We start from the raw sequence: 26,145 nt of genomic DNA on the forward strand, positions 1-26,145 counted from the left end.
CTGAGCGGCTCCGAGGTAACCGTCGATCAGCTGCAGAAGGCGGCCGAGGCCGGTCCGCTCGAGGAGCGCCTGCTTGGACCCGAAGTGGGTCGACGTCACGCCCGGACGGACGTCAGGACGCGCACGACGTCGAGCAGTGAGCGGTCGTCGCCCACGTTGCCGGGGAAGACCACGTAGGGGATGCCCGCGGCGGGCCCGCCGACCGGTTCCCAGAGAGAGACGATCCCCGGCAGCATCGGCCCCCGGACGATCGCGTGGCGGATCTGCAGCCCCTCGCTCGCCACGTCGGAGGAGGTGATGCCGCCCTTCGCGACGACGAATCGGGGCGGGTGCCGGTCGAGTGTCCGTCGCACCACCGCGACGAGCGCGGCCGACACGGTGCGCGCGATGCCCAGGCTCTCGTCGGGCGAGTCGCCCGTCACGAGCGTGCGGCTGGTGTGCAGCACGACGTCACCCTGTTCGAGACCCGCGATGACGTCGGCGACCACGGGGTCGAGCGAGTCGCCCGTCCCGCACAGGAGGTCGTCGACCCGCAGCTCCACGACGCGGGCGCGCGGGTGCTCGGCGCGGAGCACGTCGAACTGGCGGGTGGTGAGCCCGACGTGGGAACCGATGACGACCAGGCCACCGCCGTCGGCCGGCGGCCGCCCGCCGAACGCCTCCGCGGCGGTGAGCGGTGCGCGCACCTCCTGCCCGATCCGGCCCCTGACGAACGGCGGGCCCACCCGGTAGAGCAGGTTCTTGCCCCGCCGCTCCGCCTCCGCGAGCCCGAGCGCGAGCGCGCGCAGGTCGTTCTCGGTGACGACGTCCGCCACGGCCGGCACGCCGCCGGTGGCCCCGTCCAGGGCGTCGGCGATCGCGCCCGCCCCGCCGCGGATCACGTGCAGGTCGAGGACGATCACGTCCCGCGCCGGGTACCGGCCGCCGGACTTCTCCTCCACGTACTCGGCCAGCCGCGACCGCGTGAAGCCGAACGTCGCGTCCCGCGCGAACTCGGTCTCGGCCACGGGGACGAGCCCGCCGGCGCCGTCCCGCATGTAGTGGGTGCCGCCGATCGTGACGCGCCCGGCGTCCGGGAACGCGGGCACGATCACGACGGCGTCGGTGCGCGCGCCGGAGGCCTGCGCCAGCTCGTCGGCGATCACCTCGGGTTCGAGCGGGAAGTGGCCGCGCAGCGTGGAGTCGCTGCGGCTGACGAACGCCAGTGCCGCGCCACCCGCTGCCGACAGTGCGTTCCGCACGACCTCGCGGTTGCGCGCCTGCGCCTCGGCGGGGCCGAGGCTGCGCGTGTTGGTGAGCACGTACACCGCGGGGGCGTGCTGAGCGAAGGCCCACTCGAAGTCCGCACGCGCCCACCGGGTGAGCACCGGCAGTTCGGAGACGGACTGGGTGCCGGTCGGGTCGTCGTCGAGCACCACGAGGGTGCGGCCCGACGCCGCGACGGATGCCGCCACCTCGCCCGCAGGGATCTCGACCTCGGGCGGGTAGCTCGCGAGCAGCTCGGACTCGTTCATGAGATCTGGAGACCGCCGTTGATGTCGTAGGTGGCCGCGGTGATCCAGCCGGCGTCGTCGCTCAGCAGGAAGGCGATCAGCGCTGCGACCTCGTCAGGCGTGCCCACCCGCCCCAGCAGCGTGTCGGCCGACATCGCGGCCTTGCGCTCGTCGGTGAGCGTGCCGCCCATGATGTCGGTGTCGACGGGTCCGGGCGCCACGGCGTTGACCGTGATGCCGTGCTCGCCCACCTCGCGGGCCAGCGCGCGGGTGAATCCGATGATCGCGGCCTTCGACGCGCTGTAGGCGACCTTCGAGTACGTGCCGCCGCCGCGCTGCGCCGACACCGACGAGACGCTGACGACGCGGCCGCGCTTCCGCTCGATCATCCCGCGCATCACCCGCTGGGTGACGACGAACGTGCCGCGCACGTTGATCGCGAAGACCCGGTCCCAGCCCTCCACCGTCTCGTCCATGAACGGGACGGGCGAGGCGATCCCGGCGAGGTTGGCCAGCCCGGCGATCGGCGGCAGGCCGGCCTCCACCTCGGCGATCGCCGCGTCGACGGCGTCCTGGTCGGAGACGTCCACGCCGAGGCCGAGCGCGGGGACGCCGCGGGCCGCGCCGATCCCCGCAGCCGCCGACCGTGCCTCGTCGCCGTCGATGTCCAGCACCGCGATCGCCCACCCCTCGCGGGCCAGGCGGTCGGCCGTGGCGCGGCCGATGCCGCGCGGCGAGGCCGCGCCGGTCAGCACGGCGGTGCGTCCGCTCCCGGTCATGCCGTCCCCTCCTCGTACGTCTCGATCACGCGCGAGTCGTCGCGCGCGGCCAGGCCGGCGTCGGCCGCCTGGAGGTAGCGGTCGCGTGCCACGTCGAGCAGCGGGGTCCGGGCGCCCACCGCACCCGCGGCGTCGGCCACGAGTCCGCTGTCCTTCACGAAGATCGAGATCGCGCTGGCGACGTCGACGTCGGTGCCGGCCAGCATGCGCGGGCCGCGGTCGGACAGCATGAACGAGCCGGCGGCTCCCTGCTCGACCAGCGAGAGGACCTGTGCCTGGTCGAGGCCGAGCCGGCCGGCCAGCGCCAGCGCCTCGGCTGCGGCCACGATGTGGACGGCGCACAGGTGCTGGTTGACGACCTTGATCGCCTGCCCTTCGCCGACCTCGCCGCCGACCTCGCGCACCACGCCGAGGGCGTCGAGCACCGGGCGGGCCGCGGCGAGGTCCGCTGCAGGGCCGGAGGCGAACAGCGTGAGCTCACCGGTCCTCGCCCGTGCGACGCCACCGGTCACCGGCACGTCGAGCACCGACGCCCCGCCCGCGGTCAGCCGCGCGGCCTGCGCCCGCACCGACTCCGGTCCGACCGTGCTCATCACGATCCAGCACCGGCCACTGACGTCCTCGGCGAGCGCCTCGGTGACGAGGGCGTCGAGGTGGTCGGGCGTCGCCACCATGACGACCACGAAGTCCGCGCGCGGCGCCGCAGCGAAGGCGTCGACGGCAGGCACACCCGCGGCGGCCGCGCGTTCGAGCGCGGCGGGCAGCTTGTCGACGCCGGTCACGTCGTGACCTGCGTCCACCAGCCTGCGGGCCATCGGCAGGCCGATGGCCCCGATCCCCACGAACGTGACGGTCGACAAGAGCTCCTCCTAGGAATGGGTCGCTGCGCGCCAGACGACGAAGTGGCGGCGCATCGCGGCGCCGGCGGCGGCGCCGTCGCGGGCGGCGAGCGCGTCGACCACCTCGAAGTGCACGGCGTCCGACGGCCGCGGCGCACCGTCGTCGAGCGGTTCGCGTTCCGCCGCGAGCCGCCTGCGATCGACGACCGCGCCGCGCAGGACGTGCGCGAGGCCGTCCCGCAGCAGCGTGAAGATCGGGTTGTCCACGACGGTGAACAGGCGGCGATGGAACGCCAGGTCGGCCTCCAGCGCGTGCTCCTGGTCCCCGGCGTCGGCCGCGCGCACCATCTCCTCGACGAGACCGCGGAGCTCGGCCACGTCGTCGTCGGTGACGCGGTCCGCGGCGGCTTCTGCCACGGAGATCTCCAGCATCTCCCGGGCCGCCCCGAACTGCTCCTGGCTCAGCTGGCCGAGCTGGTGGGAGAGGTCGAAGTAGAGCCGCAGGAAACCGGCGTCAGGAACTTGCAGGTAGGAGCCGCGTCCCTGGGTCCGGTCGAGGAAGCCCAGCATCTCCAGCATCGAGAGCTGCTCCCGCAGCGACCCGCGGCTGACCTCGAGGCTCGCCCCGAGGTCGCGCTCGGTGGGCAGCCGCAGCCGACCCGTGCCCGGCTCGGGCACCGCCTGGTCCGCGAGGCGGCGGACCAGGTACGACAGGTCCATCGCCGACCCCCTTGCCCGATTGGTTCGACCAATCTAGGCCGGGTTGGCGATTGGTTCAACCTTTCGGGCCGAGCTGCCGGTGAGACGGCGCGGAGATTCCGGTGACACCCCCGTTCCGCACGCTCGGTTCCCCCACCCGCGACTCCCGGAACCAGCAGAAGGCGGAGAACAGTGTTGCCCAGAACGGATCGGCGGAGATCGAGGATCGCGCTGCTGGTGACGGCGTTGCTGACGATCGTGGTCGCAGCGTGCTCGGCGCCGGCCCCGGACAGGCCTTCGGCCGGCGTCGACCTGAAGTTCGAGAAGTACACGCTGGCCAACGGCCTGGAGGTGATCCTCCGCAGGGACCCCGCGATCCCGACCGCGGCGGTCAACCTCTGGTACCACGTGGGGCCGGCCAACGAGGCCCCCGGCCGCACGGGGTTCGCGCACCTGTTCGAGCACATGATGTTCCGGGGCTCCGGGCACACGCCCCGGGACTCGTGGGACGCGTTGCTGGAGCCCGTCGGCGGGACCGACATCAACGCGACGACTGCCTACGACCGCACCAACTACTTCGAGACGGTCCCGCCCAACGCGCTGGAACGGGCGTTGTGGATGGAGAGCGACCGCATGGGCTTCCTGCTCGACAAGCTCGACCAGGAGCGCCTGACGAACGAGCAGAGCGCGGTGCGCAACGAGCGCCGCCAGAACCGTGAGACGCCGCCGTACGCGCTGTCCGACGAGGCGATGACCCAGCTGCTGTTCCCCGCCGGGCACCCCTACCACGCGAGCATCATCGGTTCGCACGCCGACATCCAGGCCGCGACCCTGACCGATGTACGGGACTTCTTCACGAAGTACTACGTGCCGAACAACGCCAGCCTGGCCATTGTCGGCGACATCGACGTCACTGCGACCAAGGCGATGATCGAGAAGTACTTCGGCAGCATCCCCCGCGGCGCCGACGTGCCGAAGCCGCAGGTCGAGGTGCCTCGGCACACCCAGGAACAGCGGTTGACCGTGACGGACCAGGTCGAGCTGCCGGCGGTGACCATGGGCTGGGTGACCCCGCCGGCCTACGCGCCGGGCGATGCCGAGGCCGGCGTGGCCGCTGCGGCGCTGGGCGGTGGACGGACGAGCCGGCTCTACGACGCACTGGTGCAGCGGACCCGCATCGCGCAGCACGTCTCGGCCGGGCAGGAGTCACGGGCGTACGGGTCGAGGTTCACCATCTCGGCCGTCGCCGCCCCGGGGCACACCGTCGAGGAGCTCGAGGCGGCCATCCAGCGGGAGCTGGACGCGCTGGCCGCTGACGGCCCGACCGACGTGGAGCTGAACGCGGTGCGGACCGGGTTGGAGGCCGGCCAGGTCTTCGCTCTGGAGGACCCGGCCGGCGTCGCGGACCGGCTCAACCACTACAACCAGTACGTCGGCGATCCCGGATACCTCGCCAAGGACCGGCAGCGCTACGTCGACGTCGACCGCGGGGCGGTGCAGCGCTTCGTCGCCGAGCAGCTGACCAAGGACAAGCGCGTGGTGGTGCAGACCGTGCCGGGGGAGAAGGTGCTGCCACCGGACCCGCCGGCGCCCGCGGCCGGTCCGGCACCGGTCACCGAGCCGGTGGTCTCGGCCGAGCCGTGGCGCAACGCGGTGCCGGAGCCGGGCCCGGCGGCCGCGCCGGTACTGCCCGCTGCGCAGCGCTTCGTGCTGGACAACGGCCTGCCGGTCTACCTCGTCGAAGACCATGACCTGCCGCTCGCCTCCGCGCGGCTGGTGACCCGGTGGGGCAGTTCGGCCGAGCCGGCGGACAAGGCCGGGCTCGCCGCCTTCGCGGCCGACATGCTGACCAAGGGCACGACGACCCGCGACGAGCTGTCCATCGCCCGTCAGGAGGAGGCCCTCGGCGCTTCGCTCACCTCGTCGGCGGACAGCGAGCGCAGCGCGGTCGGTGTCGCGGCGCTGACGCCCCGGATCGGCGAGGCGATGGCGCTGATGGCAGACGTCGTGCGCGCTCCGGCGTTCCCGCAGGAGGAGATCGACCGGCTGCGCGAGCAGCAGCTGGTCGCACTCGATCAGCAGCGGGACGATGCGGATGCGGTTGCCGCGACCGTCGTGGACCGTGAGCTCTACGGACCCCAGCACCCCGACGGCCGGACGTCGGCCGACCAGCGCAAGGCGCTGCCGTCGTTCACCCAGGAGGATCTCCGGCGGTACCACGAGCGGGCGTTCTCGCCGGGCAACAGCGCGTTGATCCTGGCCGGTGACCTGACCGAGGAGAAGGCGCGGACGCTCGCCACCGAGCACTTCGGGACGTGGTCCGGTGCGGGTGGTCAGCCGCCGGTGGCCGGGCCGCCGGTCCCGGCGCCGGAGCGGGTGTTCGTCGTCGACAAGCCGGGCGCCGGGCAGTCGACGGTGATCCTCGCCCAGCCCGGGACCACGCGGAGTGACCCCAGCCTGCCGACGCTGGAAACGATGAACGAGGTGCTGGGCGGTGGTTCGGGGAGGTTGTACCGGAACCTGCGGGAGCGCCACGGCTACGCCTACGGTGCCGACTCCAGCATCGGCGCCGGTCGCGGCGTCGCGCTGACCAGGCTCGGCGCGAGTGTGCAGACCGAGGCGACCGGCCCGGCGATCCGCGAGATGCTCGACGAGGTGGCGGCGATCCGGGACGCGCCCGTCACCGTGGAGGAGCTGACGAAGGCCAAGGAGCTGACCCTTCGTGCCTTGCCCGCGCAGTTCGCCTCCCGCGACGGGCGGACGGGCGTGCTGGCCGACCTGTTCGTCTACGACCTGCCGCCGGACCACTTCCAGAAGTTGCCGGCCGCGATCGCCGCCATCGATGCGGACGCTGTGCAGGCCGCGGCCAGGGCGCACCTGCGGCCCGACGAGATGAAGGTCGTCGTGGTCGGTGACCGGGCCCGGATCGACGCCCAGCTCGCCGGGCTGGGGCTGGGGCCCGTCACCCACCTCGACGCGGACGGCCTGCCGCTGGCCGGGTGAGACGCCCGGCCAGCGGTCCGTGCCGTCGGCAGTGCCACGGACGTGCTGGTGCTGGTGCTGGTGCTCGGGGAGGCGGTGGCCACGGCGGTCGCCATCGTCCTCATGTTCCGGCCGGACGAGAACCGGTACTTCAGGCGTCCCTGAGCAGCGCCTCGGTCAACCTCCGAGTTGGCGCACGAGGGCGCGATGGAGGCGGCGGGCGAGGTCGGCGTCGACCGGGGCCCGGAGGACGACCAGCCGGTACCAGAGCACGCCGTAGATCTGATCGGCGAGGAGATCGGGATCGACGGCGGGCCCGGGTTCGTCGGTCCGCCGCGCCGCATGGAGGAGTGCTCGCAGCTGGGCCCGCCGTCGTGCCGTGAAGTCCGCCAGCAGCTCGGCGGCCGGCGGGTCGACCATGGCCTGGCCGAGGATCGACCGGAGCGTTCGGCCGACCGCGGGGTCGTCGACCGCGGCGAACGTCGCGGTGATGAAGCGCTCCAGGTCGACGACGAGGTCGCCGGTCGGGCGGATGTCCACGGCGGCGTCCGCCCGCTCGGCCATCGCCTCCGCGAGCACCGCACCCTTCGACGGCCACCACCGGTAGATCGTCTGGCGACCCACCCCGGCGGCGTCGGCGATCCGCCCGATCGTGACGTCGGCGAGCTCGGCGGACGCCAGCAGGTCGGCGGCTGCGTCGAGGATGGCGCGGCGCGCCAGCTCGTTGCGGCTGCGCCCGGTGTGGGCACGCGACTCGCGCCTCCGATCCATCTGCCGACCCTACTTGACAAGACTGCTGGTCTCGTCAAGCCTCGTTGTCGGTAACTCGAGTCTCGTCAAGTGAGGAACCGATGGCGGCAGACCCTCGTAAGCAGCGACGCGTGAGCTGGTTCCACCGCCGCATCGCCAACCCGCTGGTTCGGCCACTGGCCGGGCGGATCCCGGGCCTCTGCCTGCTGGAGACGGTCGGTCGACGCAGCGGGAAGGCGCGGCGCACGCCGGTCGGCGGGCGCATCATCGACGGCCGGTTCTGGATGGTCAGCGACCACGGTGGCGCATCCCAGTACGTGCGGAACATCGCGGCCCGTCCGCGGGTGCGGGTCATGGTTGGCGGGCACTGGTACACCGGCACGGCCGTCCTGATGCCCGACGATGACCCGCGGGCCCGACTGCGGACCCTGCCCTACGTCAACGGCCTGCTGGTGCGTGCGCTGGGCACGGACCTGACGTCGATCGCCGTCGATCTGGACACCGACGGCCCTGATTCGGAGGGGTCGTGACCGCGTCGGACGAGTCGCTCCTGCGTCTTGCCGCCGAGGGGTACGAACGACCGGGCGGTGCCGCCGCGGGGGTGCTCCTCCATCCGACGTTCCGCTACGAGGAGCTCCGATCCGGCGTCGTCCTCGACGCGAGCGCGTTCCTGGCCCGCTGGAAGGAGGTGCGGGAGGTCTTCCCCGACGTGCGTGCCGAGGTCCGGCGGGTGGCGGCGAACGTCGATGTCACCGCCGCCGACGTCGTGTGGCGGGCGACGTGCTCGCCGCTCGCGAGTGCTCGCGACGCGGACAAGATCCTCGTCGTCCCCGACGTCGTCATCACCCGATGGCGCGGACGGCGGCAGGTGGCCGAGCTGCACGAGGTCGGGGTGCTCTCGATCTTCACCGCCGCCGCCCGGGAGGTCACGAACTCGTTGACCGGCACTTGAGCCGGGGTCCGCTCAGATCAGGCCGAGTCGCCGGGCGCGGTGGCGGGCAGGGGCCGGGTCGAACGGGGCACTGTGCCACGTCGCCGTCGACGCGTCGAGGTCGAGCAGCAGCCACGGTGCCCCCTCGGCGGCCTGCGCATCGAGCCCGTTCCACCTGCGCTGCTGTGACGGGCGGGGCGCGCCGACCGCGCCGGGGTTGAGGAGCCACTTGCCGTCGGAGATGTCGAGGGCGACGCCGGTCTCGACGCTGACCCGACGGGCTCCGCCGCCGGGCGTCGCCTGCCAGGCGTCGGGCACGTGGGTGTGTCCCACGAGCCCGAGGGGTGCCTTCTGGGCGGCGAGGCAGGCGCCGGCGTTGCGGGGGCCGACGAACTCCCACACCGGGTTGCGCGGGCTGGCGTGCCAGGCCTGGACACCGTCGCGCCGGGCGGCCGGTCTGCGTGAGCGCAGCCAGGCCATGTCGTCGCTGCTCAGCTGCTGGCGCGCGAGCTCGTTCGACCGGCCGGCGACGGGGCCGAGCCGGGACGGGTCGACCGAGCCGGTGACGCCGTAGTCGTGGTTGCCGGCGAGCGTGACCGTGCACCGTTCGCGTGTCGCGGTGATCGTTCGCCGCGGGTCGGGGCCGCCGCCGAGCGTGTCGCCCAGCGACCAGATCTGCGCTGCCCCGCAGGCGTCGGCCGCGGCGAGCACCGCGTCGAGCGCGTCTCCGTGTGCATGGGCGTCGGCGAAGACGGCTACCAGCATGACCGGAATCTAGGCCGGTTCACGGCCTGCGTCGTCCTCAGATCGCGGCAGCGACGCCGCCGTCGACCGCGAGCACCTGCCCCGTCACGAACGTCGCGGACATCAGGTACAGGTAGGCGGACGCGACCTCCTCGATGGTCGCGAGCCTGCGGAGCGGCACCTGCTGCACGAAGCCGGCTCGGATCTGCTCGAACTGTTCACGACCGAGATCGCGCCAGAACGGCGTGTCCATGAAGGTCGGCGCCACGGCGTTGACGCGGATCGACGGTCCCAGCTCGACGGCCAGGCGGGCGTCCTGCGCCCGCGCGACCTCGGTGGGGTCGCGACCTCGATCCGGTGCTGCTGCACCTCGGTCGCTGGGGTCGACGGATCCCGCCACCAGCGGGCGCGACGTTGGGGATCGACTCGCGCGCCGGCGTGGCGATCTCCGGATGGACGGCGGCCCTGCGGCCGTCGACCGGTTCGTGGCGGCGATGACCTGGTCGGAATGACGCGACGAGCCACCCGCGGCCCGGAGGGTGGCCTTCGTCGCGCCGTGCCACTGAGTGGCAGGCGGCGCTGGGCCGTGCGCACTCCGCCGTCGAGCATCGACGGGATGAGCGAGATGGAGTGGGACCGGGTGCGCACCATGGGCCTGGACGACGTCGAGATCGCCTACCGGACCGCCGGCGCAGGGGACGAGCTGATGGTGCTGGTGCACGGCTGGCCGCAGACGGGGCGGTGCTGGCGGAAGGTCGTGGAGCCGTTGACCGAGCGGTACACCGTCGTGGTGCCCGACCTGCGCGGCTACGGTGACTCGGGGCTGGCCAGCACCGGCTACTCCAAGCGGGCGGCCGCGGGTGACGTCGCCGCACTGGTGACCCGCTTCGGTCGGGAGTCCGCCGTCGTGGTCGGGCACGATCGGGGCGCCCGGGTGGCGCACCGGCTGGCGTTGGACCACCCGGACCGGGTCAGCGCCCTCGTGCTGCTCGACATCCTGCCGACCCGCGTCGTCATGGGAGCGTTCGACCGCGGGTCGGCGGCCGGGATGTGGCACTGGTTCTTCCACCTGCAGCCGGGTCTGCCGGAGCTCCTGCTCGCCGGGAACGTCGAGCCGTACCTGCGCCACTTCATGGGGTCGAAGGTGGAGTCGGGGGCGATCGACGAGGTGACCTTCCGGCACTACGTCGACGCGTTCTCCGACCCGGCGCACCTGCAGGCGACCCTGGAGGACTACCGGGCCGGGTTCACCTCCGACCTCGCCCTGGACGAGGCCGACCACACCGCGGGCGCGCGGGTCCGCAGCCCGCTGCTCGTGCTGTGGGGAGCCGGCGGCGGGCTCGCCGACGTGGATGTGGTGGGGATCTGGAAGGCGCACCACGCCGATCCCGCCATGGTGCAGGGGCACGCGGTGCCCGGCGGGCACTACGTGCCGGAGGAGGCGCCCGTCGAGGTGCTGGCGGCGCTGGCGGCCTTCCGCTCATGACCGGCCCCGAACTGGACCTGACGGCGACGGAACTGCTCACCACGACCCGCTCGGTCCGACACCGTCTCGATCTCGACCGTCCGGTCGATCCGGCGCTGCTGCGGCGCTGCGTCGAACTCGCCCTTCAGGCACCGAGCGGCCGCAACAGCCAGGGCTGGAGCTTCGTGGTGGTGACCGATCCGCAGCGGCGCGCCGCGCTGGCCGATCTCTGGCGCCGGGGGCTCGGGCAGGGTGACGACCCGATGTCGGCAGCGGACCAGCGGCGCGCCTACGCCAAGCCGGGGTCGATGGAGCGGGTGTGGAGTGGACTGCGCCACCTCCACGACAACCTCCACCGCGTCCCGGCGCTGGTCGTGCCGTGCATCGAGGGGCGCACCGACGGGCTGCCCGCCGCGCGGCAGGCCGGGCACTGGGGTTCGGTCCTGCCCGCCGCGTGGAGCTTCATGCTGGCCGCGCGCCTGCACGGCCTGGGCACGGTCTGGACGACCGGCAACATGGCCGTCGAGGAGGAGGTGGCGCAGCTGCTCGGGATCCCGTACGAGGAGGTCATGCAGGCCGCCCTGATCCCGGTGGCCCACACGATCGGCACCGGCTTCCGGCCGGCGCACCGCGCGCCCGTGGACTCGGTGCTGCACTGGGACGAGTGGTGAGCTAACCCACGGACCGGGCGATCCCCAGCGCCGCCGTCCGCACGGCCGGGGCGAGCCGGTCGACGGCCGACCGGGAGTGCGCGACGATGCCGAGCGCCGCCCGGACCGAGCCGTCGAGCCGCAGGATCGGCGCCGCCACCGAGACCGCCCCGAGGGTCATCTCCTCGTACGAGTACGCGACGCCCGTGGCACGGACCTCGGCGAGCGCGGCGGCGAGCCGGCCCGGTTGCGTGATCGTGTTCGGGGTCATCCGGGCGAGACCGGCAGCGGCGACGTCGGCGAGCAGCTCCTTGCCGGAGAACGCGAGGATGGTCTTGCCGACGCCGGTGGCGTGCAGGGGGAGACGGCCACCGATCTGGGTCAGCGTCGGGACCGCCCGCGTGCTGGAGATCTTCTCGATGCACAGCGCCTCGGTCCCGTCGAGCACCGTGAGCTGGATGTTCTCCTGGGTGGCCTGGAACAGGTCGTGCATGTAGGGGAGGGCGGCGGCACGGAGGCCGCGCTGCTGCGGGGCCAGCGCGCCGATCGTCCACAGGCGGATGCCGATGCGGTAGCGGCCGTCGCCGAGCCGTTCGAGCCCGCCCCAGTCGCGCAGCTCGGTGATCAGCCGGCGAGCGGTCGAGACGGGCAGCCCGCTGCGGCGGGCGACCTCGGTGAGGGAGAGCGCCGGATGGGCCACGTCGAAGCAGTCCAGGACGGCCAGCAGGCGTCGCGACACCGTCTGGCCCGGGTTGTTCGTCCGTCCCGCCACCACACGACCGTAGATCGGGTTGCCACTGGGTGGCAACCAAACCTTGGGCATCGCAGGTTCGGCACCGCACGATCTGCTGGTCCCGGCTGATGAGCGAGGCGGAACAGGGAGGTTTCGACGATGGTGACGCAACGGAGTACTGCCACTGAGCGGTCATCCCGGTGAGCGACTTCTGGGAGCGCCACGGCATCGCCGTGCACCTGCGCTGGGGTTTCGTCGCCCTGACGCTGCTGATGATCGGCGACGGCATCGAGTCGGGCTTCCTGTCGCCCTACCTCGACGAGCGCGGGTTCGGCTCGGGCCAGGTGTCGCTGCTGTGGACGGTCTACGGGTTCGTCGTGGCGATCGCGGCGTGGCTGGCCGGGGCGCTGGCCGAGGCCTTCGGGCCGCGGCGGGTGATGCTCGTCGGGGTCGCGGTCTGGGTGGTGTTCGAGATCGCGTTCCTGGCCGCGCTGGCCCAGGGCGCCTTCGCGTGGATGCTGGTCAGCTTCGGCGTCCGCGGCATCGGGTATCCGCTGTTCGCGTTCGGCTTCCTCGTCTGGGTCGCGACGGACACGCCGGAGCGCGCCCGCGGGCGCGCCGTCGGCTGGTACTGGTTCTTCGCGATCCTCGGCCTCGGCGTGCTGTCCTCCTACTACGCCGGGCTGGTCATCCCGGTGATCGGGGAGCTCGCGACGCTCGCCTCGTCGTTGGCGTTCGTGGTGGCCGGCGGGCTGATGCTGGTCTTCCTCGTCCGCGCTCGCCCGTCCGACCCGGCCGCGTCCGGCGCCGGCCTGCGCTCGATCCTCACCGCGGTGACCATCGTCGTGGAGAACCCGCGGGTGGGTGTCGGCGGCGTCGTCCGCGTGATCAACACCCTGGGCTTCTACGCGTTCGTCGTCTTCCTGACCACGTTCATGGTGCGCGACGTCGGCCTCAGCACGGCGCAGTGGCAGACGGTGTGGGGCACGATGCTCCTGGCGAACATCCTGGCCAACTGCGTGTTCGGCTACGTCGGCGACCGGTTCGGCCGGGTACCGACCGTGGCCTGGTGCGGCGGCCTGGCCTGCGCGATCAGCGTGCCGGCGTTCTACTACGTCCCGGCGCTGCTGGGCCCGAACTTCTGGGCGATCCTCGTCGTGGCCGTCGTCTACGGCGCGGCCCTGTCCGGGTTCGTCCCGCTGTCGGCGATCCTGCCGTCGCTGGCGCCCCGGCACGTCGGCAGCGCCGTCGCGATCCTCAACCTCGGCGCCGGGATCAGCCAGTTCCTCGGGCCCGCGGTCGCCGCGCTCGTGGTGCCGATCGGTGTGGCCGGGACCCTCTGGGTCATCTCCGGCATCTACGTCGTCGGCATCGCGCTGACCCACCTGCTGCGCACCCCGACCGCACCCGACGCTGCGCCACCGCAGGACGTCGAGGTGGCAACCCCCGAGAGGACTGCCTCATGACCCCCGAACCGGCACCGACCGTCGTTCTCGTCCACGGGATGTGGCACGGCGGATGGGCGTGGGACCGCGTGATCGACGAGCTGGCCGCGCTCGGTCATCGGAGCGTGGCCGTCACCCTGCCGGGCACGGACCGGGCGGCGGGCGACCCCACCTTCCGGGGGCACTGCGCGCACCTGACCGAGGTGCTCGCCGGCATCGACGGCGACGTGGTGCTGGTCGGCCACTCCTACTCGGGCGCGCTCCTGACGGAGGTCGGCGACGCCCCGAACGTGCGCGCGATGGTGTTCGTGAGCGCGTTCCTCCTCGAGCCGGGTGAGTCGGTCGCGTCGGTCAACGACGCCGAGGCCGGGTCCGAGGCGGGCGTGGGCGACATCGACCTGGTCGACGACCAGCTGATCATCGCCAAGGCGACCGCGGAGGCTGCGTTCTACAACGACTGCAGCCCCGAGGACGCGGCGAGCGCGGCAGCGCGCCTGACCCCCGAGCACGTGTCCACGCGGACCGCGGTCGTGACGCGGGCGGCGTGGCGCACCGTCCCCGCGCACTTCCTCGTGTGCACCCTCGACCGGGCGTGCACGCCGGCGGTCCAGCACCGGATGGCCGCGCGGATCGACTCGGTGAGCGAGCTGCGGTCGAGCCACTCGCCGATGCTGTCGATGCCCGGCGAGGTGGCGCGCACGATCGTCGACTTCGCGGCGAAGGTGCGCGCGCGGTGACGACGCGGGTCGCGGTCGTGACGGGTGGCGCCGGCGGGCTGGGCCGCGTCATCGCCGCGACGCTGCTCACCGACGGCTTCCGGGTGGCGCTGCTCGATCGGCACGGCGCGCCGGAAGCCGCCGGGGAGCTCGGCGCGCTCGGCATCGACGCGGACGTCACCGACGAGCAGTCGGTCCGCGCTGCGCTCGACGGCGTGGACGAGCGATGGGGCCGCGTCGACGCGCTGGTCAACAACGCCGGTGTTGAACCCGCGCACACGTTGGAGGACCTGGACCCGACGGTCTGGCAGGGCATCCTCGACGTCAACCTGGCCGGCCCGGCACTGATGATCAAGCACTGCATCCCCCGGTTCCGCCGCGGGCGCGGCGGCCGGGTCGTGTCCATCGGATCGCGCGTCTGGCTCGGCGGCGGGGCCACGGCCGCCTACTCCGCCGCCAAGGCGGGACTGGTCGGCCTGACCCGGCAGGCCGCGCGCGAGCTCGGGCCGCTGGGGGTGACCGTCAACGTGGTCGCGCCGAGCTTCCTGCGCACCCCGCTCAACGCCACCAAGGGCGATCCCGCGTTCGTCGAGGGCTTCGCCCGCCGGTTCGCCGCGGCCTCGCCGCTGTCCCGGCTCGTCGAGCCGCTCGACGTCGCTGCCGCCGTGGCGTTCCTGGTGTCGGACCGGGCGCGCGCCATCACGGGGGAGACCCTCCACGTCACCGCGGGCACCCACCTCGCCCCGTACGTCGCCTGATCGAAGGAGTTGCGCACGTGCCGACCGAACACGAGGACCGTCAGGAGCTGCGGGAGCTGGTGGACAACTGGGCGCTGTGGCGCGACGCCGGCGACTGGGACCGCTTCGCCACCGTCTGGCACCCGACCGAGGGGTGGATGACCGCCACCTGGTTCCAGGGTCCCGCGACGGAGTTCACCGCGGTGAGCCGGGCCGCCTTCGAGCGCGGGGTGGACATCCTGCACTTCCTCGGCGGCCACACCGCCGACATCGCCGGGGATCGCGCGATCTGCCAGACGAAGATGACGATCAACCAGCGCGGCACCGTCGACGGCGTCGCGGTGGACGTGGTCTGCACCGGTCGCTTCTACGACTTCTGCGGCCGGCACGACGGAGCCTGGAAGGTCGTCCGCCGCCAGCCGATCTACGAGCGGGACCGCCTGGACCCGGTGGATCCCGGTGTGCGACCCGTGCTGGACCAGCAGCTGCTCGCGCGGTTCCCCGTCGGCTACCGGCACCTGGCCTACCTGCAGACCAGAGCCGGGTTCGCGGTGAGGACCGGGTTGCCCGGCCTGACCGGCGAGGCCGTCGAACGGCTCTACGACGAGGGCGCGAAGTGGCTGGCCGGCTCGGCCTTCCCCGGCGACCCGCACTGATCGGACGGACACCCGTGATCCTCAGCTGCAGCGCGAACACCCTGCGCTTCGCCGACCTGCCCACCCGCATCACCGCGGCGGCCGCCGCCGGGTTCAGCGGCATCGGTCTGCGCCTCGCCGACTACCTCGCCACCGACCTGACCGACGCGCAGATCCGCGACCTCCTCGACCGCCACGGCGTGCGCGTGCTGGAGCTGGAGCACACCTGGGACTGGGCGCTGGGTGAGGACCCGGCGGAGGAGGCGATGTTCCGGCTGGCCGACCGGATCGGCGTGCGGCACCTCAACGTCCCGATGTTCGACGCGCACCCGCTGACCGATCTCGTCGGGCCGTTCCGGGCACTCTGCGACCGCGCCGCGCGGCACGACGTGCTGGTCGGCTTCGAGTTCCTGCCCTACAGCCACGTCCGCACGATCGGCGCGGTGTGGGAGGTCGTCGCCGCGGCCGACCGCCCCAACGGCGGCATCACCTTCGACCTGTGGCACTGGTTCCGCTCCGGCGGGCGCCCGGCCGATCTCGCGAAGGTACCGGCCGCCGCGTTCGTCACCGTGCAGCTGTGCGACGTGCGGCCGCAGCCGGCGCCGGACCTGATGGACGAGGGCCGCCACCACCGGCTCCTGCCCGGCCACGGTGCCGGCGACACGAGCGGGGTGCTGCGTGCGCTGCGCGAGCACGGGGTGTCCGCGCCGGTGTCGGTCGAGGTCTTCTCCGACGACCTCGACGCCCACCCGGTCGCGGACGCGGCCCGGCTCGCCTTCGACGCCGGCGTCGCCGTCCTCACCTCGGCCGAGGTGACCCCGCCGTCGTGGAGCACCGCCAGGGAGCAGCGATGACCGCCGTCCGGTCCACCGACTTCACCGAGGAGACGTCGGCGCAGGTCGTGGCCGACAGCTTCGGCGCCACGACGGATCCGCGCCTGCGCCGGCTCATGGTGAGCCTCGTCCAGCACCTGCACGCGTTCGTGCGGGACGTCGAGCCGACCGAAGCCGAGTGGCAGCACGCCGTCGACTTCCTCACCGACGTCGGGCACGCGTGCGACGCCACCCGGCAGGAGTTCGTCCTGCTCTCCGACGTGCTCGGCGTCTCGATGCTGGTCGACGCGATCAACCACCGGAAGCCGGCGGGCGCCACCGAGTCGACCGTGCTGGGGCCGTTCCACATGGTGGAGTCGCCGCCGCGCGAGCTGGGCGCGGACATCGCCCTCGACCGCAACGGCCCGCCGTGCGTGCTCGCCGGCCACGTCCGTGCGGCCGACGGCACGGCGCTGCCGGGAGCGCAGGTCGACGTGTGGCAGGCCAACGGGGCCGGCTTCTACGACGTGCAGCAGCCCGACATCCAGCCGGAGCGCAACCTGCGCGGCCTGTTCACCGCCGACGAGCAGGGCAGGTACTGGCTGCGCACGGTGGTGCCCCGCCACTACCCGATCCCGTCCGACGGTCCGGTCGGGAGGCTGCTGGCGGCCACCGGCCGGCATCCGTACCGGCCGGCGCACATCCACGTCATCGGCTCGGCGGCAGGACACGCCCCGGTGACCACGCACGTGTTCGTCGCCGGCAGCCCGTACCTGGGCTCCGACACCGTCTTCGGCGTGAAGGGGTCGCTGGTCCGCCCCGTCACCACCGTCGACGACCCGGAACGCGCCGCGCGGTACGGGGTCGAGAACCCGTTCCGGCTGATCGAGTTCGACGTGGTGCTGGCGTCGTGACCCGCGACTTCGTCCACGAGGACCACCCCGGGCGGGTGGTCTTCGGGGCGGGCGCCCGGCACCGGTTGGCGGAGGAGGTCGAGCGGGCGGGACTGCGCAGGTTGCTGGTGGTGAGCACGCCGGAGCAGGCGGACCTGGCCGCTGCCGTGTGCGCACCGCTCGGTGGGCGGGTCGCCGGGCTGCACCCGCACGCCGCGATGCACGTGCCGGTGCCGGTTGCGGAGCTCGCGATCGCCCGCGCCCGCGAGCTCACCGCGGACGGTTGCCTGGCCGTCGGCGGCGGCTCGGCCATCGGGTTGGCCAAGGCGGTCGCGCTGCGCACCGGGCTGCCGGTCGTCGCGGTCCCCACCACCTACGCCGGCTCGGAGATGACGCCGATCTGGGGTCTGAGCGACGGCGGCCGCAAGCGGACCGGTCGCGACCGGGTCGTCCGTCCGCGGATCGTCGTCTACGACCCGGAGCTGACGACGACGCTGCCCGCCGGGCGGTCGCTCACCAGCGGCGTGAACGCGCTCGCGCACGCCGCCGAGGCGCTCTACGCGCACGACCGGTCGCCGATCACCGACCTCGTGGCGGCGGAGTCCGTGCGGGCCATCGCCGACGCCCTGCCGCGGGTGGTCGCGGACCCGCACGACGTCGACGCCCGCGCCGACGCGCTGTACGGGGCCTGGCTCGCCGGCACCGTGCTCGGCGCGACCTCGATGTCGTTGCACCACCAGCTCTGCCACGTACTGGGCGGCACCTTCGACCTGCCGCACGGCGCCACCCACGCGGCGGTGCTGCCCCACGTCCTCGCGCTCAACCTGCCCGCCGCCCCGGAGGCGCTCGCCGCACTGCAGGCCGCGCTGGGCACCACTGATCCGGCGCTGCACCTGTTCCGTGCCGCGCGCCGGCTCGGCGCCGAGATGTCGCTGAAGGCGCTGGGCCTGCCCGAGGACGGGCTGGGCACCGTCGTCGACCAGGTCGTCGCCTCGCCGTACGCCAATCCCGCACGCGTCACCGAGACCGGGTTGCGCCGCCTGCTCGGCAACGCACTCGTCGGCGCCGGACCGGCCTGACCCCGCACGTCCAACGGAGGACGCATGACAACGATCGACCTGCACACCGTCATCGACCGGCACAAGGTGGGGCGACTGCAGCGGCGCGTGCTGCTGCTCTGCCTGGGGGTGGTCACCCTGGACGGGATCGACGTGGCGATGGTCAGCTACATCGGCCCGTCGCTGATCACGGACTGGGGCATCTCCAAGGCACAGCTGGGCCCCGTCGTCACCAGCGGGCTCGTCGGTCTGGCGATCGGCTCGCTGCTGGCCGGCCCGCTGGCCGACCGGGTCGGCCGCCGCAAGGTCATCCTGGTCTCGCTCGTGGCCTTCGGGCTGATGAGCGCGGCGACGGCGCTCACGTCCGACGTCGTGTGGTTCACGATCCTGCGGGTGCTGACCGGCATCGGGCTGGGCGCCGCCCTGCCCAACGCGACGACGCTGGTGTCGGAGTTCGCGCCGGCCCGGCGGCGCAGCGCCATGATGTCGCTGACCTACTGCGGGATGACGCTCGGCGGCGCGCTCGCGGGGTACCTCACGAGCGCTCTCGTCCAGGTCGCGAGCTGGCACTGGGCACTCGTCGTCGGCGGTGTCCTGCCGCTGCTCTACGCGGTGGTGGTGTTCCGCAGGCTGCCCGAGTCGCCCAAGTTCCTCGCCCGCCACCCCGAGCGGAGCGACGAGCTGGTCGAGCTGGTTCGGCGGATGGTGCCCGAACCCGTCCCGGTCGACGCCCGCTTCGTCCTCCACGAGCCGGCCGTCGATGCGCGGGTGCGGGTGGCCGGCCTGGTCACGCGCCGCTTCCGGGTCGGGACGGTCGCCATCTGGGTCGGGTTCGTCGCCGCCTTCTTCATCGTCTACCTCACCAACAGCTGGCTGCCCATCCTGATGACCGACGTCGGGTTCTCGCTGGCCGCCGCCGCGACCATCGGGCTGCTGCTGCAGGCCGGCGGCACGATCGGCAACCTCGGCATCGGGTGGCTGATGGACCGGTTCGGCCCGCACCGCACCGTGGTAGCGGCCATGACGTGCGCCGCCGTCCTGCTCGTGCTGATCGCCCAGGCCCCGCAGGACGTGCTCGTGATCGGCGCGCTGATCTTCGTGCTCGGGATGTTCACCAACACCGTCGGTACCGGCTTCCCCATCCTGTCGGCGGGCTTCTACCCGACGTCCATCCGGGCGACCGGGACGAGCTGGGCCACCGGTATCGCCCGCTTCGGCGCCATCGGCGGCGCCGCCGTCGGCACCGTGCTCGTCGCCGCCGGCCTGGACTACCGCCAGGTGTTCCTCTCGCTGCTCGTGCCGGCCGCGGTCTGCGTCCTCGCCGTGATCGTCAAGGGGCGGTCGGGTCGCGTCGCCCGCCGCGCACCGGCCGCGGACCGCTCCGAGCTCGACCTCGCCTCGTGAGCCCCGGGCAGGAAGGATCTCCACCCATGCGTCTGCAGGACAAGGTCGCGATCGTCACCGGGGCCGCCGGTGGGATGGGCCGCTCGACGGCCGAGACGTTCGCCAGGGAGGGTGCCGCGGTCGTCGTCGCCGACATCCTCGACGACGTCGGATCGGCGGCGGCAGCGGAGTTACGCGACGCCGGTGGCCGGGCCGAGTACCGCCACCTCGACGTCACCGACGAGGCGGCGTGGGCCGCGGTGACCGCCGGCGTCGTGGAGCGGTACGGGCGGCTCGACGTGCTGGTCAACAATGCCGGCATCAGCGGGACCTTCGACCCGGACCTGGGCAGCACCGCGTTCTACGACCAGCTCATGCTGGTGAACGCCCGCAGCGTCTTCCTCGGGATCAAGTACGGCGCTGCGGCGATGGCCCGGGCCGGCGGCGGAGCGATCGTCAACATGTCGTCGATCTCGGCCTCGATCGGGCAGCCGGGTATCCACCTGGGCTACGGGGCCTCCAAGGCCGCGATCACCGCGATGACCAGGACCGCTGCCGTGCACCACGCCGCCGCCGGCATCCGCGTCAACGCGGTCGCGCCGGGGATGCTCCCCCCGATGCGCACGTCCCGCGGTTCGGCCGATCCGTCCTGGCGGGCGGCGCAGATCGACGGAGTGCCGATGAAGCGGGAGGGCAAGGTCGAGGAGGTCGCCGAGGCGGTCCTCTTCCTCGCGTCTCCCGAGGCTTCCTACATCACCGGGGTGGAGATCCTGGTCGACGGGGGACTGACGGCCGTCTGACCCGGTCACCGGTGCGCAGGACCGTCATGCCTGGCGCGTCGCGGCGAACCGCTGCTCGGCCTCGTCGATGGTGGCGAGCTGGGCGATGATCTCGCCCGGTGAGGTCTCGCCGACGACCTTCTGCAGCAACGGGGTGCGGTCCAGGATCGCGTCCCGGATCGGCCGCAGCGGCGCCGGCGCGTGGTGGAAGACCTTGCCCAGGACGTAGGCCTGCTGGACCTGGCGCGCCGTGTGCGGTTTCCGGGGTGCCTCGAAGGCCGCCAGTGCAGCACGTACCGCGCCGTGGTCGGTCAGGTCGACCCCGGCGAGGCGGCGACCCAGGAAGTAGCCGTCCTCGATGGCCATCCCCGCCCCGTACGCCGCGTAGGGCGAGGTCGGGTGGGCGGCGTCCCCGACCAGCGCGGCTCGGCCCTTCGACCACTGGGTGAGCGGCGGGCGATCGCGCAGCAGCCAGCGCTGGATGCTTCCCGGGTCGGTGGCGGCGATGAGCTCGGGCAGGGGCGCGGCGAACCCGGCGCCCATGCGGGTGGCGGTGGCGTGCGGGTCACCGGTGAACTCCGTGCGCGCGTCGTGGGCGCCGAGCACCCACCACTGGTAGCCGTCGCGGCCCTTGTCGCGGATCGAGGTCCAGCTGCCTTGCACCGTGCGGTCGTGGGACACCACGGCGAGCCCGCGTGGGGCGTCGACGTCCTCGGTGAAGGTGAATCCGCCGAAGATGTGCAGGTTGTGCTCGCGCTTGGGCCTGTCGCCCCACAGCGTGCGGCGGACGAGGGAGTCGATGCCGTCGGCCCCGACGACGACGTCGACCTCGAGCGTCGCACCGTCCGCCATGTGCAGCCGGACGCCGTGCTCGTTCTGCTCGACGCGGTCCACGGCGCGGTCGACCTGGAGGATCCCGGGTGGCAGGGCCGCGAGCATCCGCTCGTAGAGGTTGGGGCGCAGCAGGCCGATGAAGCCGCCGCCGTAGTCGCGCACGATCTCGGCGGGCAGGTCGACCCGGACCCGGGTCCGGCCGGCCGCGGAGCGGAACTCGGTGTAGCACGGGGCGCCGAGGTCGACGGTGTCGACGCCCAGCAGGCCGAGCGCCTTGATCGGCGGCGGCCACAGGTTGAGGATGTTGCCGGCCGGGCGGGCCTGCGGGTACCGCTCCAGCAGGAGCACCTCGTGGCCTGCCTGGTGCACCGAGAGCGCTGCGGCCATCCCCGCAGGGCCGGCACCGATCACCGCGACCCGGCCTCGGCGTGGCGCGCCGTCGGTATCGGCGGGATCGGCACCGTGTGGCGCGGTCGGTTCTGGCACGTCGGATCCTCCTCGATCGAGTGGACCCACGATGGGCGAGCGACCGGTGGGCGGGAAGACGAGATGCCTGATGTGCGCCATCAGCCGCGTCGATGTTGTCCGCCATTCCATTCTGTGAACATTTCAGATCCCAGGTCCCTGAAATGTCCGACAGAATGCGACGAACGAGTACTGCCTTGCATTTTCTCCCGGCGGCGGGCAAAGCTGGGTGGGTGCCCGCCCTGCTCGAACCGTTCTGGCCGTCGCGCCGCGGGCACGCCTTCGACGAGCGCTGTCGCTGACCGTCCGGTCCCATCCCTCGTCGAACGCGGAGCCCCGCCATGCCCGTACCCCTGTCCGTCCTCGACCTCACGCCGATCCCGTCGGCAGCGGGGTCGGTGCGGCCCTGCGCAACACCGTCGACCTCGCGCGGCACGCCGAGGAGCTCGGCTACCACCGCTACTGGCTCGCCGAGCACCACCTGAACCCGGGCGTCGCCGGTGCGGTGCCGGAGCTGGTGATCCAGCTGGTGGCCGCGGCCACGCAGCGGATCCGGGTGGGGTCGGGGGCCGTGCAGACCGGGCACCGCACGCCGCTGTCGGTCGTCGAGGCGTTCGGCACGCTCGACGCCCTGCACCCCGGCCGGATCGATCTCGGCCTGGGCCGTTCCGGTGGGCAGCGACCGCAGCGGGCAGCGGCCGAGCCGGCGGCCGCGCGGGAGGTCGACGGGGTGCTGATCCCGCGCCCGTTCCCGATCGAACGGCTCCTGGCCTCGCCGCGCATCCGCGCGAACGGGGAGCTGCTGCGCCAGCCGGGCGCACAGTCGGTGCCCTACGACGAGTTCGTCGCGACGGTGTTCGCGCTGCTCGACGGCACGTGGGTCGGCGAGGACGGGTTCGCGGCCGGTGCCGTCCCCGGCGAGGGCGCGGCCGTCGAGACCTGGATCCTCGGCAGCAGCGGCGGGGAGAGCGCCACGCTCGCCGGCCGGCTCGCGCTGCCGTTCGCGGCGAACTACCACGTCAGCCCGGCGACCGTGCTCGACGCGGTGGAGGGCTACCGGGCGGCGTTCCAGCCGTCCGCGCGACTGACCGCGCCGCACGTGATGGTCTCCGCCGACGTCGTCGTGGCGGCCGACGACGACACCGCCCGCGAGCTGGCCGCCGGCTACCCGGCCTGGGTGCGCAGCATCCGCAGCGGCGCCGGGGCCATCCCGTTCCCGCGGCCCGAAGAGGCTGCCGCGCTCGACTGGACCGACGAGGACCGCGCGCTCGTCGCCGACCGCACCGACACGCAGTTCGTCGGCTCGCCGGCCACCGTCGCGGCGAAGCTGGCCGCGCTCGCGAAGGTGACGGGCGCCGACGAGCTCCTGGTCACCACCATCACCCACGACCACGCCGACCGCGTCCGCTCCTACGCCCTGCTGGCGCAGGAGTGGGCGACCGGTCGCTGAGGAAGAGGCGCTTCCCGTGGTGCAGCCACCTCCCCGGACCCTGAAGACCGTCACCAGCGCCGGCGGGTACCTGCTGCGCTTCGACGCGCAAGGCACGATCGGGGCGCAGGAACCGCTGGTCTTCGTGGCCGCGCTGAGCCAGGTGACGTCCGACATCGGGCTGATCGCGACGGTGTCGACCACGTTCCACCACCCGTTCAACCTGGCCCGGATGTTCGGCACGCTCGACCACGTCTCGGGCGGGCGGGCGGCGTGGAACGTGGTGACGTCCTCGATCGGCGAGGAGAACTTCGGGCCGGGGAGCTGCCCAGCCCCGAGCAGCGCTACGCCCGCGCCGCCGAGACCCTCGACGTCGTCAACGCGCTGTGGGACAGCTGGGCGCCCGGCGCGCTGACCGCCGGACCGGACGGGCGGGCCGTGCTCGACCGCAGCAGGGTGCGCCCGATCGACCACGCCGGTGAGTTCTTCTCCGTGGCCGGGCCGCTCAACCTCCCGCCGCTGCCGCAGGGTCGGCCGGTGCTGATCCAGGCCGGTCAGTCGGCACCGGGACCCCGGCGGTCGCGAAGAACACGATCAGGATGATCGCGCTCAAGATACCGATCCCGGCGGTCGCGGTCGTGCCGATGACGGCGTTGTCGATCAGCGACAGCACGATGGAGATCCCGGCGTTCACCAGGGTGAACGTCCAGAACTCCGTGCGTCGGGGACGGCCGGCGAAGTCGGCGTACTGACGTAGCGCCTTCAGGTGGTCGGCAGCAGGTCACGAGCCCGGCGCAGCCAGATCAGCCACGCGAACCCGATGACCCCCAGCGCCCAGGTCAGGAACAGCAGTTGCTGACCGTCGAGTGCCGAGGAGGGCACGTAGCGGGTGATCGGCAGGTGCGTGGTGGCCTCGACGGCGCCGAGGGTCGGGCTGCGACCCAGCCGGGCGGAGAAGCCGCCGCTCGCCGTGCCGACGGCCAGCGCCGTCAGCGCGGTCGCAGCAGCGGTCAGCGCCGCCGCGACCGTCCCGGTGAACACGTCGCAGGTGCGTTGCAGGGCGATGCCGACGTAGCCGGCCAGCATCGGCAGCACCACCGCGGCGAACCGGGCCGGTGGTGACCACGCGCCGTCCCACGCGAGGAACGAGGAGACCACGACGGTGTACGGGACGACGGTGGCCAGCACCAGGACGTTCATCGTCCGGTACCGGCGCGTCGCGGCGAACAACAGGCCCGGCAGCACGAACAGGAAGATCGGGAAGTTCGGGGCGACCCCCGCCTCCTGGTCCAGGACCGTCCCGAGCAGCCCGGGCAGCGGGTCGGCGCGGAAGGGCACGGCGCCCGCGTTGACCTGGTTGGGCGCCAGGTTCCACGTTCCCCACACCACGCGGTCGAAGACCTCCAGCCCGGCGAAGAGGACGGCGGCCGGTCCCACCGCGCACACCAGGCGCCGCCGCCACCCGGTGCCGCGGGCACGCAGCAGGCGGACCACCAGGACGGCCAGGAAGACGGGAGGGAACAGCAGGAACCGGCTGTGCACCCAGGGCAGCACCCCCAGCACCGTCGACACGACCAGCAGATCCCGGCAGCTCGGCTCCCTGCGGAGCGCGACGCGCAGCGCGTAGAGGCACCCGAGCGCTCCCAGCGGTTCGACGAAGGACATCGCCGAGTACGTCAGGATCGGGGTGCCGAGCCCGAACGCGATCGCCACGCAGACGGCGACGGAACGCTCGACGGCCAGCTGCCGGAGCAGCCAGAACACGTTCGCCACGATCAGCAGCGACACCACCGTCATGAACGCGATGACGCCCGCCCGTCCCCACAGGACGTAGGGGAGCAGCCAGAGCACCGGCCCGCCGATGCTGTGCAGCGGCAGCTGCTGTCCGTTCGGCCCGGGCGCGACGTGCGGTTCGAGCGGTTGCGGAAAGAACGACCAGTAGTCACGGTGGTCGTACACCTGCTGGACGTCGAGCGACCCGTGCTTCGCCAACGCCTCGCTGATCACCAGGTAGTGCGGCTCGTCGCCGGACGGCAGCTGCAGCCGGTACCGGGCCCAGGCGAGCGCGACCATCGGCACCGCGGTCACCACCACCGCCAGCAGTGCGCCGCGCGCGTCGCTCGGTCGCGACGGGCTGCCCGTCACGTGCGGGGTTCGGGGATCGACCACATCGCTCTGGACCCTAGGTCACACCGCGAGCAGGTCGGCCCGCTGCCTGGTGAAGTGGTCGACGACCGAGGTTGCCGCTCGCGCACACGCCGAGGTGCTCACGCACACGTTCCGCCCTGTGCGTGGGCGCCCGAAGGTGTGCGTGAGCGGTGGGGGTCCGTCCTGCGCGCCGTTGCGCGGTGTTTTCGAGCTGTTCACGGGTCGCGTCGGCACCTGGGTCAGCGCTCACCTAGGGTGACGCGGGTGAGCGTCGGCCGGACGGCATCCCATGTGCTGTTGCTGGCTGCCCTCATCATGGGCGTCCTGTCGATGCACGCCGTGGCGGCGCCTGTCGCGCACTCCACCGCGACGCATTCGGCTGTCGCGGCGCCGGTCGACCACGCGCCCGAGGACATGGCCGGCGTCGAGATGCCGTCGCAGGCTCCGACCGCGGCGTCGGAGGCCGCCGGGCACGGCTCGGGGCCATCGTCGGTCCTGCACGATCTGATGCACCTGTGCCTGGCCGTCATGGCCGGTCTCGTCCTCCTGATCGCGACGCTGGTGCTGGTGTGGGTCGTCGCGGCGACGGATCGCGCCGGCGTGCCGTCATCGCGGGCGGTCGCGGTTCGCCCTGCCCGTCCACCGCCCCGGACCGCCGTCCGGTTGGCGCAGCTCTGCGTGCTGCGGACGTGATCGGTCGATCAGTGCATTCGCGCTGATCGACCGACCATTCGTCCTACGCAGAG

Annotated in this window: 29 protein-coding genes; 18 read left to right on the plus strand and 11 right to left on the minus strand. The window is 73.0% G+C overall.

Annotated features, from left to right (window positions below):
• Positions 1 to 95: 95 nt before the first annotated feature.
• The 4 genes from ACQEVB_RS24640 to ACQEVB_RS24655 are packed head-to-tail and all read right to left on the minus strand — an operon-like array spanning position 96 to position 3,831.
• Positions 96 to 1,514, minus strand: a complete 1,419-nt coding sequence (locus tag ACQEVB_RS24640; RefSeq protein ID WP_432975463.1) for a four-carbon acid sugar kinase family protein — start codon at positions 1,512 to 1,514, stop codon at positions 96 to 98.
• Positions 1,511 to 2,272 (minus strand): SDR family NAD(P)-dependent oxidoreductase, encoded by a 762-nt coding sequence (locus tag ACQEVB_RS24645; RefSeq protein WP_432975466.1) that lies wholly within the window; start codon positions 2,270 to 2,272, stop codon positions 1,511 to 1,513. Before ACQEVB_RS24645 ends, ACQEVB_RS24640 begins: the two co-directional genes overlap by 4 nt.
• Entirely contained in the window at positions 2,269 to 3,132 is an 864-nt protein-coding gene (locus tag ACQEVB_RS24650; RefSeq protein WP_432975469.1) for an NAD(P)-dependent oxidoreductase, read from the minus strand. Before ACQEVB_RS24650 ends, ACQEVB_RS24645 begins: the two co-directional genes overlap by 4 nt.
• Positions 3,133 to 3,141: 9 nt before the next feature.
• Positions 3,142 to 3,831, minus strand: coding sequence for a FadR/GntR family transcriptional regulator (locus ACQEVB_RS24655; protein ID WP_432975472.1), 690 nt, complete (start codon positions 3,829 to 3,831; stop codon positions 3,142 to 3,144).
• Positions 3,832 to 4,047: 216 nt separating this feature from the next.
• Between ACQEVB_RS24655 and ACQEVB_RS24660 the strand changes: the two genes are divergently transcribed.
• On the plus strand, positions 4,048 to 6,813 hold the full coding sequence (locus ACQEVB_RS24660; protein WP_432975475.1) for a M16 family metallopeptidase: 2,766 nt from the start codon (positions 4,048 to 4,050) through the stop codon (positions 6,811 to 6,813).
• Positions 6,814 to 6,969: 156 nt separating this feature from the next.
• On the opposite strand, the gene ACQEVB_RS24665 is transcribed toward ACQEVB_RS24660, so the two are convergent.
• Positions 6,970 to 7,563 (minus strand): TetR/AcrR family transcriptional regulator C-terminal ligand-binding domain-containing protein, encoded by a 594-nt coding sequence (locus ACQEVB_RS24665; protein WP_432975478.1) that lies wholly within the window; start codon positions 7,561 to 7,563, stop codon positions 6,970 to 6,972.
• A gap of 110 nt (positions 7,564 to 7,673) precedes the next feature.
• On the opposite strand from ACQEVB_RS24665, the gene ACQEVB_RS24670 reads away from it, so the two are divergent.
• Both ACQEVB_RS24670 and ACQEVB_RS24675 read left to right on the plus strand, forming a co-directional pair.
• The gene (locus tag ACQEVB_RS24670) at positions 7,674 to 8,072 is read left to right on the plus strand and encodes a nitroreductase/quinone reductase family protein (RefSeq protein ID WP_432975481.1); all 399 of its coding nucleotides are present in this window, start codon (positions 7,674 to 7,676) and stop codon (positions 8,070 to 8,072) included.
• Positions 8,069 to 8,494, plus strand: coding sequence for a hypothetical protein (locus ACQEVB_RS24675; protein ID WP_432975484.1), 426 nt, complete (start codon positions 8,069 to 8,071; stop codon positions 8,492 to 8,494). Before ACQEVB_RS24670 ends, ACQEVB_RS24675 begins: the two co-directional genes overlap by 4 nt.
• A 12-nt stretch (positions 8,495 to 8,506) precedes the next feature.
• On the opposite strand, the gene ACQEVB_RS24680 is transcribed toward ACQEVB_RS24675, so the two are convergent.
• Both ACQEVB_RS24680 and ACQEVB_RS24685 read right to left on the minus strand, forming a co-directional pair.
• Complete coding sequence (locus ACQEVB_RS24680) at positions 8,507 to 9,238, minus strand: metallophosphoesterase family protein (RefSeq protein ID WP_432975487.1); 732 nt, start codon at positions 9,236 to 9,238, stop codon at positions 8,507 to 8,509.
• Between the two features lie 37 nt (positions 9,239 to 9,275).
• Positions 9,276 to 9,617: an SDR family oxidoreductase gene (locus ACQEVB_RS24685; RefSeq protein WP_432975490.1), complete on the minus strand. Its 342-nt coding sequence runs from the start codon at positions 9,615 to 9,617 to the stop codon at positions 9,276 to 9,278.
• Between the two features lie 216 nt (positions 9,618 to 9,833).
• On the opposite strand from ACQEVB_RS24685, the gene ACQEVB_RS24690 reads away from it, so the two are divergent.
• Entirely contained in the window at positions 9,834 to 10,703 is an 870-nt protein-coding gene (locus ACQEVB_RS24690) for an alpha/beta fold hydrolase (protein WP_432975493.1), read from the plus strand.
• Positions 10,700 to 11,353, plus strand: a complete 654-nt coding sequence (locus ACQEVB_RS24695) for a nitroreductase family protein (RefSeq protein WP_432975496.1) — start codon at positions 10,700 to 10,702, stop codon at positions 11,351 to 11,353. The genes ACQEVB_RS24690 and ACQEVB_RS24695 overlap by 4 nt, the downstream gene beginning before the upstream one ends.
• Position 11,354: 1 nt before the next feature.
• Here ACQEVB_RS24695 and ACQEVB_RS24700 read toward each other — a convergent pair whose 3' ends face one another.
• Entirely contained in the window at positions 11,355 to 12,104 is a 750-nt protein-coding gene (locus tag ACQEVB_RS24700) for an IclR family transcriptional regulator (protein WP_432975499.1), read from the minus strand.
• Positions 12,105 to 12,265: 161 nt separating this feature from the next.
• On the opposite strand from ACQEVB_RS24700, the gene ACQEVB_RS24705 reads away from it, so the two are divergent.
• The 9 genes from ACQEVB_RS24705 to ACQEVB_RS24745 are packed head-to-tail and all read left to right on the plus strand — an operon-like array spanning position 12,266 to position 20,544.
• Complete coding sequence (locus ACQEVB_RS24705) at positions 12,266 to 13,531, plus strand: MFS transporter (protein ID WP_432975502.1); 1,266 nt, start codon at positions 12,266 to 12,268, stop codon at positions 13,529 to 13,531.
• Positions 13,528 to 14,247 carry an alpha/beta fold hydrolase gene (locus ACQEVB_RS24710; RefSeq protein ID WP_432975505.1) on the plus strand — a complete coding sequence of 240 codons (720 nt, stop codon included), beginning with the start codon at positions 13,528 to 13,530 and terminating at the stop codon, positions 14,245 to 14,247. The genes ACQEVB_RS24705 and ACQEVB_RS24710 overlap by 4 nt, the downstream gene beginning before the upstream one ends.
• Complete coding sequence (locus ACQEVB_RS24715) at positions 14,244 to 14,984, plus strand: SDR family NAD(P)-dependent oxidoreductase (RefSeq protein WP_432975508.1); 741 nt, start codon at positions 14,244 to 14,246, stop codon at positions 14,982 to 14,984. The genes ACQEVB_RS24710 and ACQEVB_RS24715 overlap by 4 nt, the downstream gene beginning before the upstream one ends.
• A 17-nt stretch (positions 14,985 to 15,001) precedes the next feature.
• Entirely contained in the window at positions 15,002 to 15,619 is a 618-nt protein-coding gene (locus ACQEVB_RS24720) for a nuclear transport factor 2 family protein (protein ID WP_432975511.1), read from the plus strand.
• A gap of 14 nt (positions 15,620 to 15,633) precedes the next feature.
• A complete protein-coding gene (locus tag ACQEVB_RS24725) occupies positions 15,634 to 16,452 on the plus strand; it encodes a sugar phosphate isomerase/epimerase family protein (RefSeq protein WP_432975514.1) in 819 nt (272 codons plus the stop codon).
• On the plus strand, positions 16,449 to 17,324 hold the full coding sequence (locus tag ACQEVB_RS24730; protein WP_432975517.1) for an intradiol ring-cleavage dioxygenase: 876 nt from the start codon (positions 16,449 to 16,451) through the stop codon (positions 17,322 to 17,324). Before ACQEVB_RS24725 ends, ACQEVB_RS24730 begins: the two co-directional genes overlap by 4 nt.
• A complete protein-coding gene (locus ACQEVB_RS24735; RefSeq protein WP_432975520.1) occupies positions 17,321 to 18,382 on the plus strand; it encodes a maleylacetate reductase in 1,062 nt (353 codons plus the stop codon). Before ACQEVB_RS24730 ends, ACQEVB_RS24735 begins: the two co-directional genes overlap by 4 nt.
• Before the next feature lie 24 nt (positions 18,383 to 18,406).
• The gene (locus tag ACQEVB_RS24740; RefSeq protein ID WP_432975523.1) at positions 18,407 to 19,765 is read left to right on the plus strand and encodes an MFS transporter; all 1,359 of its coding nucleotides are present in this window, start codon (positions 18,407 to 18,409) and stop codon (positions 19,763 to 19,765) included.
• Positions 19,766 to 19,791: 26 nt separating this feature from the next.
• Positions 19,792 to 20,544: an SDR family NAD(P)-dependent oxidoreductase gene (locus tag ACQEVB_RS24745; RefSeq protein WP_432975526.1), complete on the plus strand. Its 753-nt coding sequence runs from the start codon at positions 19,792 to 19,794 to the stop codon at positions 20,542 to 20,544.
• Between the two features lie 24 nt (positions 20,545 to 20,568).
• On the opposite strand, the gene ACQEVB_RS24750 is transcribed toward ACQEVB_RS24745, so the two are convergent.
• Complete coding sequence (locus ACQEVB_RS24750; protein ID WP_432975529.1) at positions 20,569 to 21,843, minus strand: FAD-dependent oxidoreductase; 1,275 nt, start codon at positions 21,841 to 21,843, stop codon at positions 20,569 to 20,571.
• A 208-nt stretch (positions 21,844 to 22,051) separates the two neighbouring features.
• Here ACQEVB_RS24750 and ACQEVB_RS24755 point away from each other — a divergent pair, with 208 nt between their 5' ends.
• From ACQEVB_RS24755 to ACQEVB_RS24765, 3 genes are read left to right on the plus strand one after another with little or no spacing between them, the layout of a single operon-like run.
• Positions 22,052 to 23,272 (plus strand): LLM class flavin-dependent oxidoreductase, encoded by a 1,221-nt coding sequence (locus ACQEVB_RS24755; protein ID WP_432975532.1) that lies wholly within the window; start codon positions 22,052 to 22,054, stop codon positions 23,270 to 23,272.
• 19 nt (positions 23,273 to 23,291) lie between these two features.
• Positions 23,292 to 23,666, plus strand: a complete 375-nt coding sequence (locus tag ACQEVB_RS24760) for an LLM class flavin-dependent oxidoreductase (RefSeq protein WP_432975534.1) — start codon at positions 23,292 to 23,294, stop codon at positions 23,664 to 23,666.
• A complete protein-coding gene (locus ACQEVB_RS24765; protein WP_432980543.1) occupies positions 23,576 to 23,854 on the plus strand; it encodes an LLM class flavin-dependent oxidoreductase in 279 nt (92 codons plus the stop codon). The genes ACQEVB_RS24760 and ACQEVB_RS24765 overlap by 91 nt, the downstream gene beginning before the upstream one ends.
• Here the strand turns inward: ACQEVB_RS24765 and ACQEVB_RS24770 are convergent.
• Both ACQEVB_RS24770 and ACQEVB_RS24775 read right to left on the minus strand, forming a co-directional pair.
• Positions 23,757 to 24,017 carry a DUF805 domain-containing protein gene (locus ACQEVB_RS24770; protein WP_432980546.1) on the minus strand — a complete coding sequence of 87 codons (261 nt, stop codon included), beginning with the start codon at positions 24,015 to 24,017 and terminating at the stop codon, positions 23,757 to 23,759. The genes ACQEVB_RS24765 and ACQEVB_RS24770 overlap by 98 nt on opposite strands.
• Positions 24,014 to 25,420 carry a hypothetical protein gene (locus ACQEVB_RS24775; protein ID WP_432975537.1) on the minus strand — a complete coding sequence of 469 codons (1,407 nt, stop codon included), beginning with the start codon at positions 25,418 to 25,420 and terminating at the stop codon, positions 24,014 to 24,016. The genes ACQEVB_RS24770 and ACQEVB_RS24775 overlap by 4 nt, the downstream gene beginning before the upstream one ends.
• Positions 25,421 to 25,663: 243 nt before the next feature.
• Between ACQEVB_RS24775 and ACQEVB_RS24780 the strand changes: the two genes are divergently transcribed.
• Positions 25,664 to 26,092, plus strand: a complete 429-nt coding sequence (locus ACQEVB_RS24780) for a DUF6153 family protein (RefSeq protein ID WP_432975540.1) — start codon at positions 25,664 to 25,666, stop codon at positions 26,090 to 26,092.
• The last annotated feature ends 53 nt before the right edge of the window (positions 26,093 to 26,145 follow it).

The sequence above is a fragment of the Pseudonocardia sp. CA-107938 genome, from assembly GCF_050936315.1.
Classification (GTDB): Bacteria; Actinomycetota; Actinomycetes; order Mycobacteriales; family Pseudonocardiaceae; genus Pseudonocardia.

What these genes read in the sequence shown, in the direction of transcription:
- ACQEVB_RS24640 (WP_432975463.1), bottom strand. Translation starts at nt 1,514, where the DNA reads ATGAACGAGTCCGAGCTGCTCGCGAGCTACCCGCCCGAGGTCGAGATC.
- ACQEVB_RS24645 (WP_432975466.1), bottom strand. Translation starts at nt 2,272, where the DNA reads ATGACCGGGAGCGGACGCACCGCCGTGCTGACCGGCGCGGCCTCGCCG.
- ACQEVB_RS24655 (WP_432975472.1), bottom strand. Translation starts at nt 3,831, where the DNA reads ATGGACCTGTCGTACCTGGTCCGCCGCCTCGCGGACCAGGCGGTGCCC.
- ACQEVB_RS24665 (WP_432975478.1), bottom strand. Translation starts at nt 7,563, where the DNA reads ATGGATCGGAGGCGCGAGTCGCGTGCCCACACCGGGCGCAGCCGCAAC.
- ACQEVB_RS24680 (WP_432975487.1), bottom strand. Translation starts at nt 9,238, where the DNA reads ATGCTGGTAGCCGTCTTCGCCGACGCCCATGCACACGGAGACGCGCTC.
- ACQEVB_RS24690 (WP_432975493.1), top strand. Translation starts at nt 9,834, where the DNA reads ATGAGCGAGATGGAGTGGGACCGGGTGCGCACCATGGGCCTGGACGAC.
- ACQEVB_RS24695 (WP_432975496.1), top strand. Translation starts at nt 10,700, where the DNA reads ATGACCGGCCCCGAACTGGACCTGACGGCGACGGAACTGCTCACCACG.
- ACQEVB_RS24710 (WP_432975505.1), top strand. Translation starts at nt 13,528, where the DNA reads ATGACCCCCGAACCGGCACCGACCGTCGTTCTCGTCCACGGGATGTGG.
- ACQEVB_RS24730 (WP_432975517.1), top strand. Translation starts at nt 16,449, where the DNA reads ATGACCGCCGTCCGGTCCACCGACTTCACCGAGGAGACGTCGGCGCAG.
- ACQEVB_RS24740 (WP_432975523.1), top strand. Translation starts at nt 18,407, where the DNA reads ATGACAACGATCGACCTGCACACCGTCATCGACCGGCACAAGGTGGGG.
- ACQEVB_RS24745 (WP_432975526.1), top strand. Translation starts at nt 19,792, where the DNA reads ATGCGTCTGCAGGACAAGGTCGCGATCGTCACCGGGGCCGCCGGTGGG.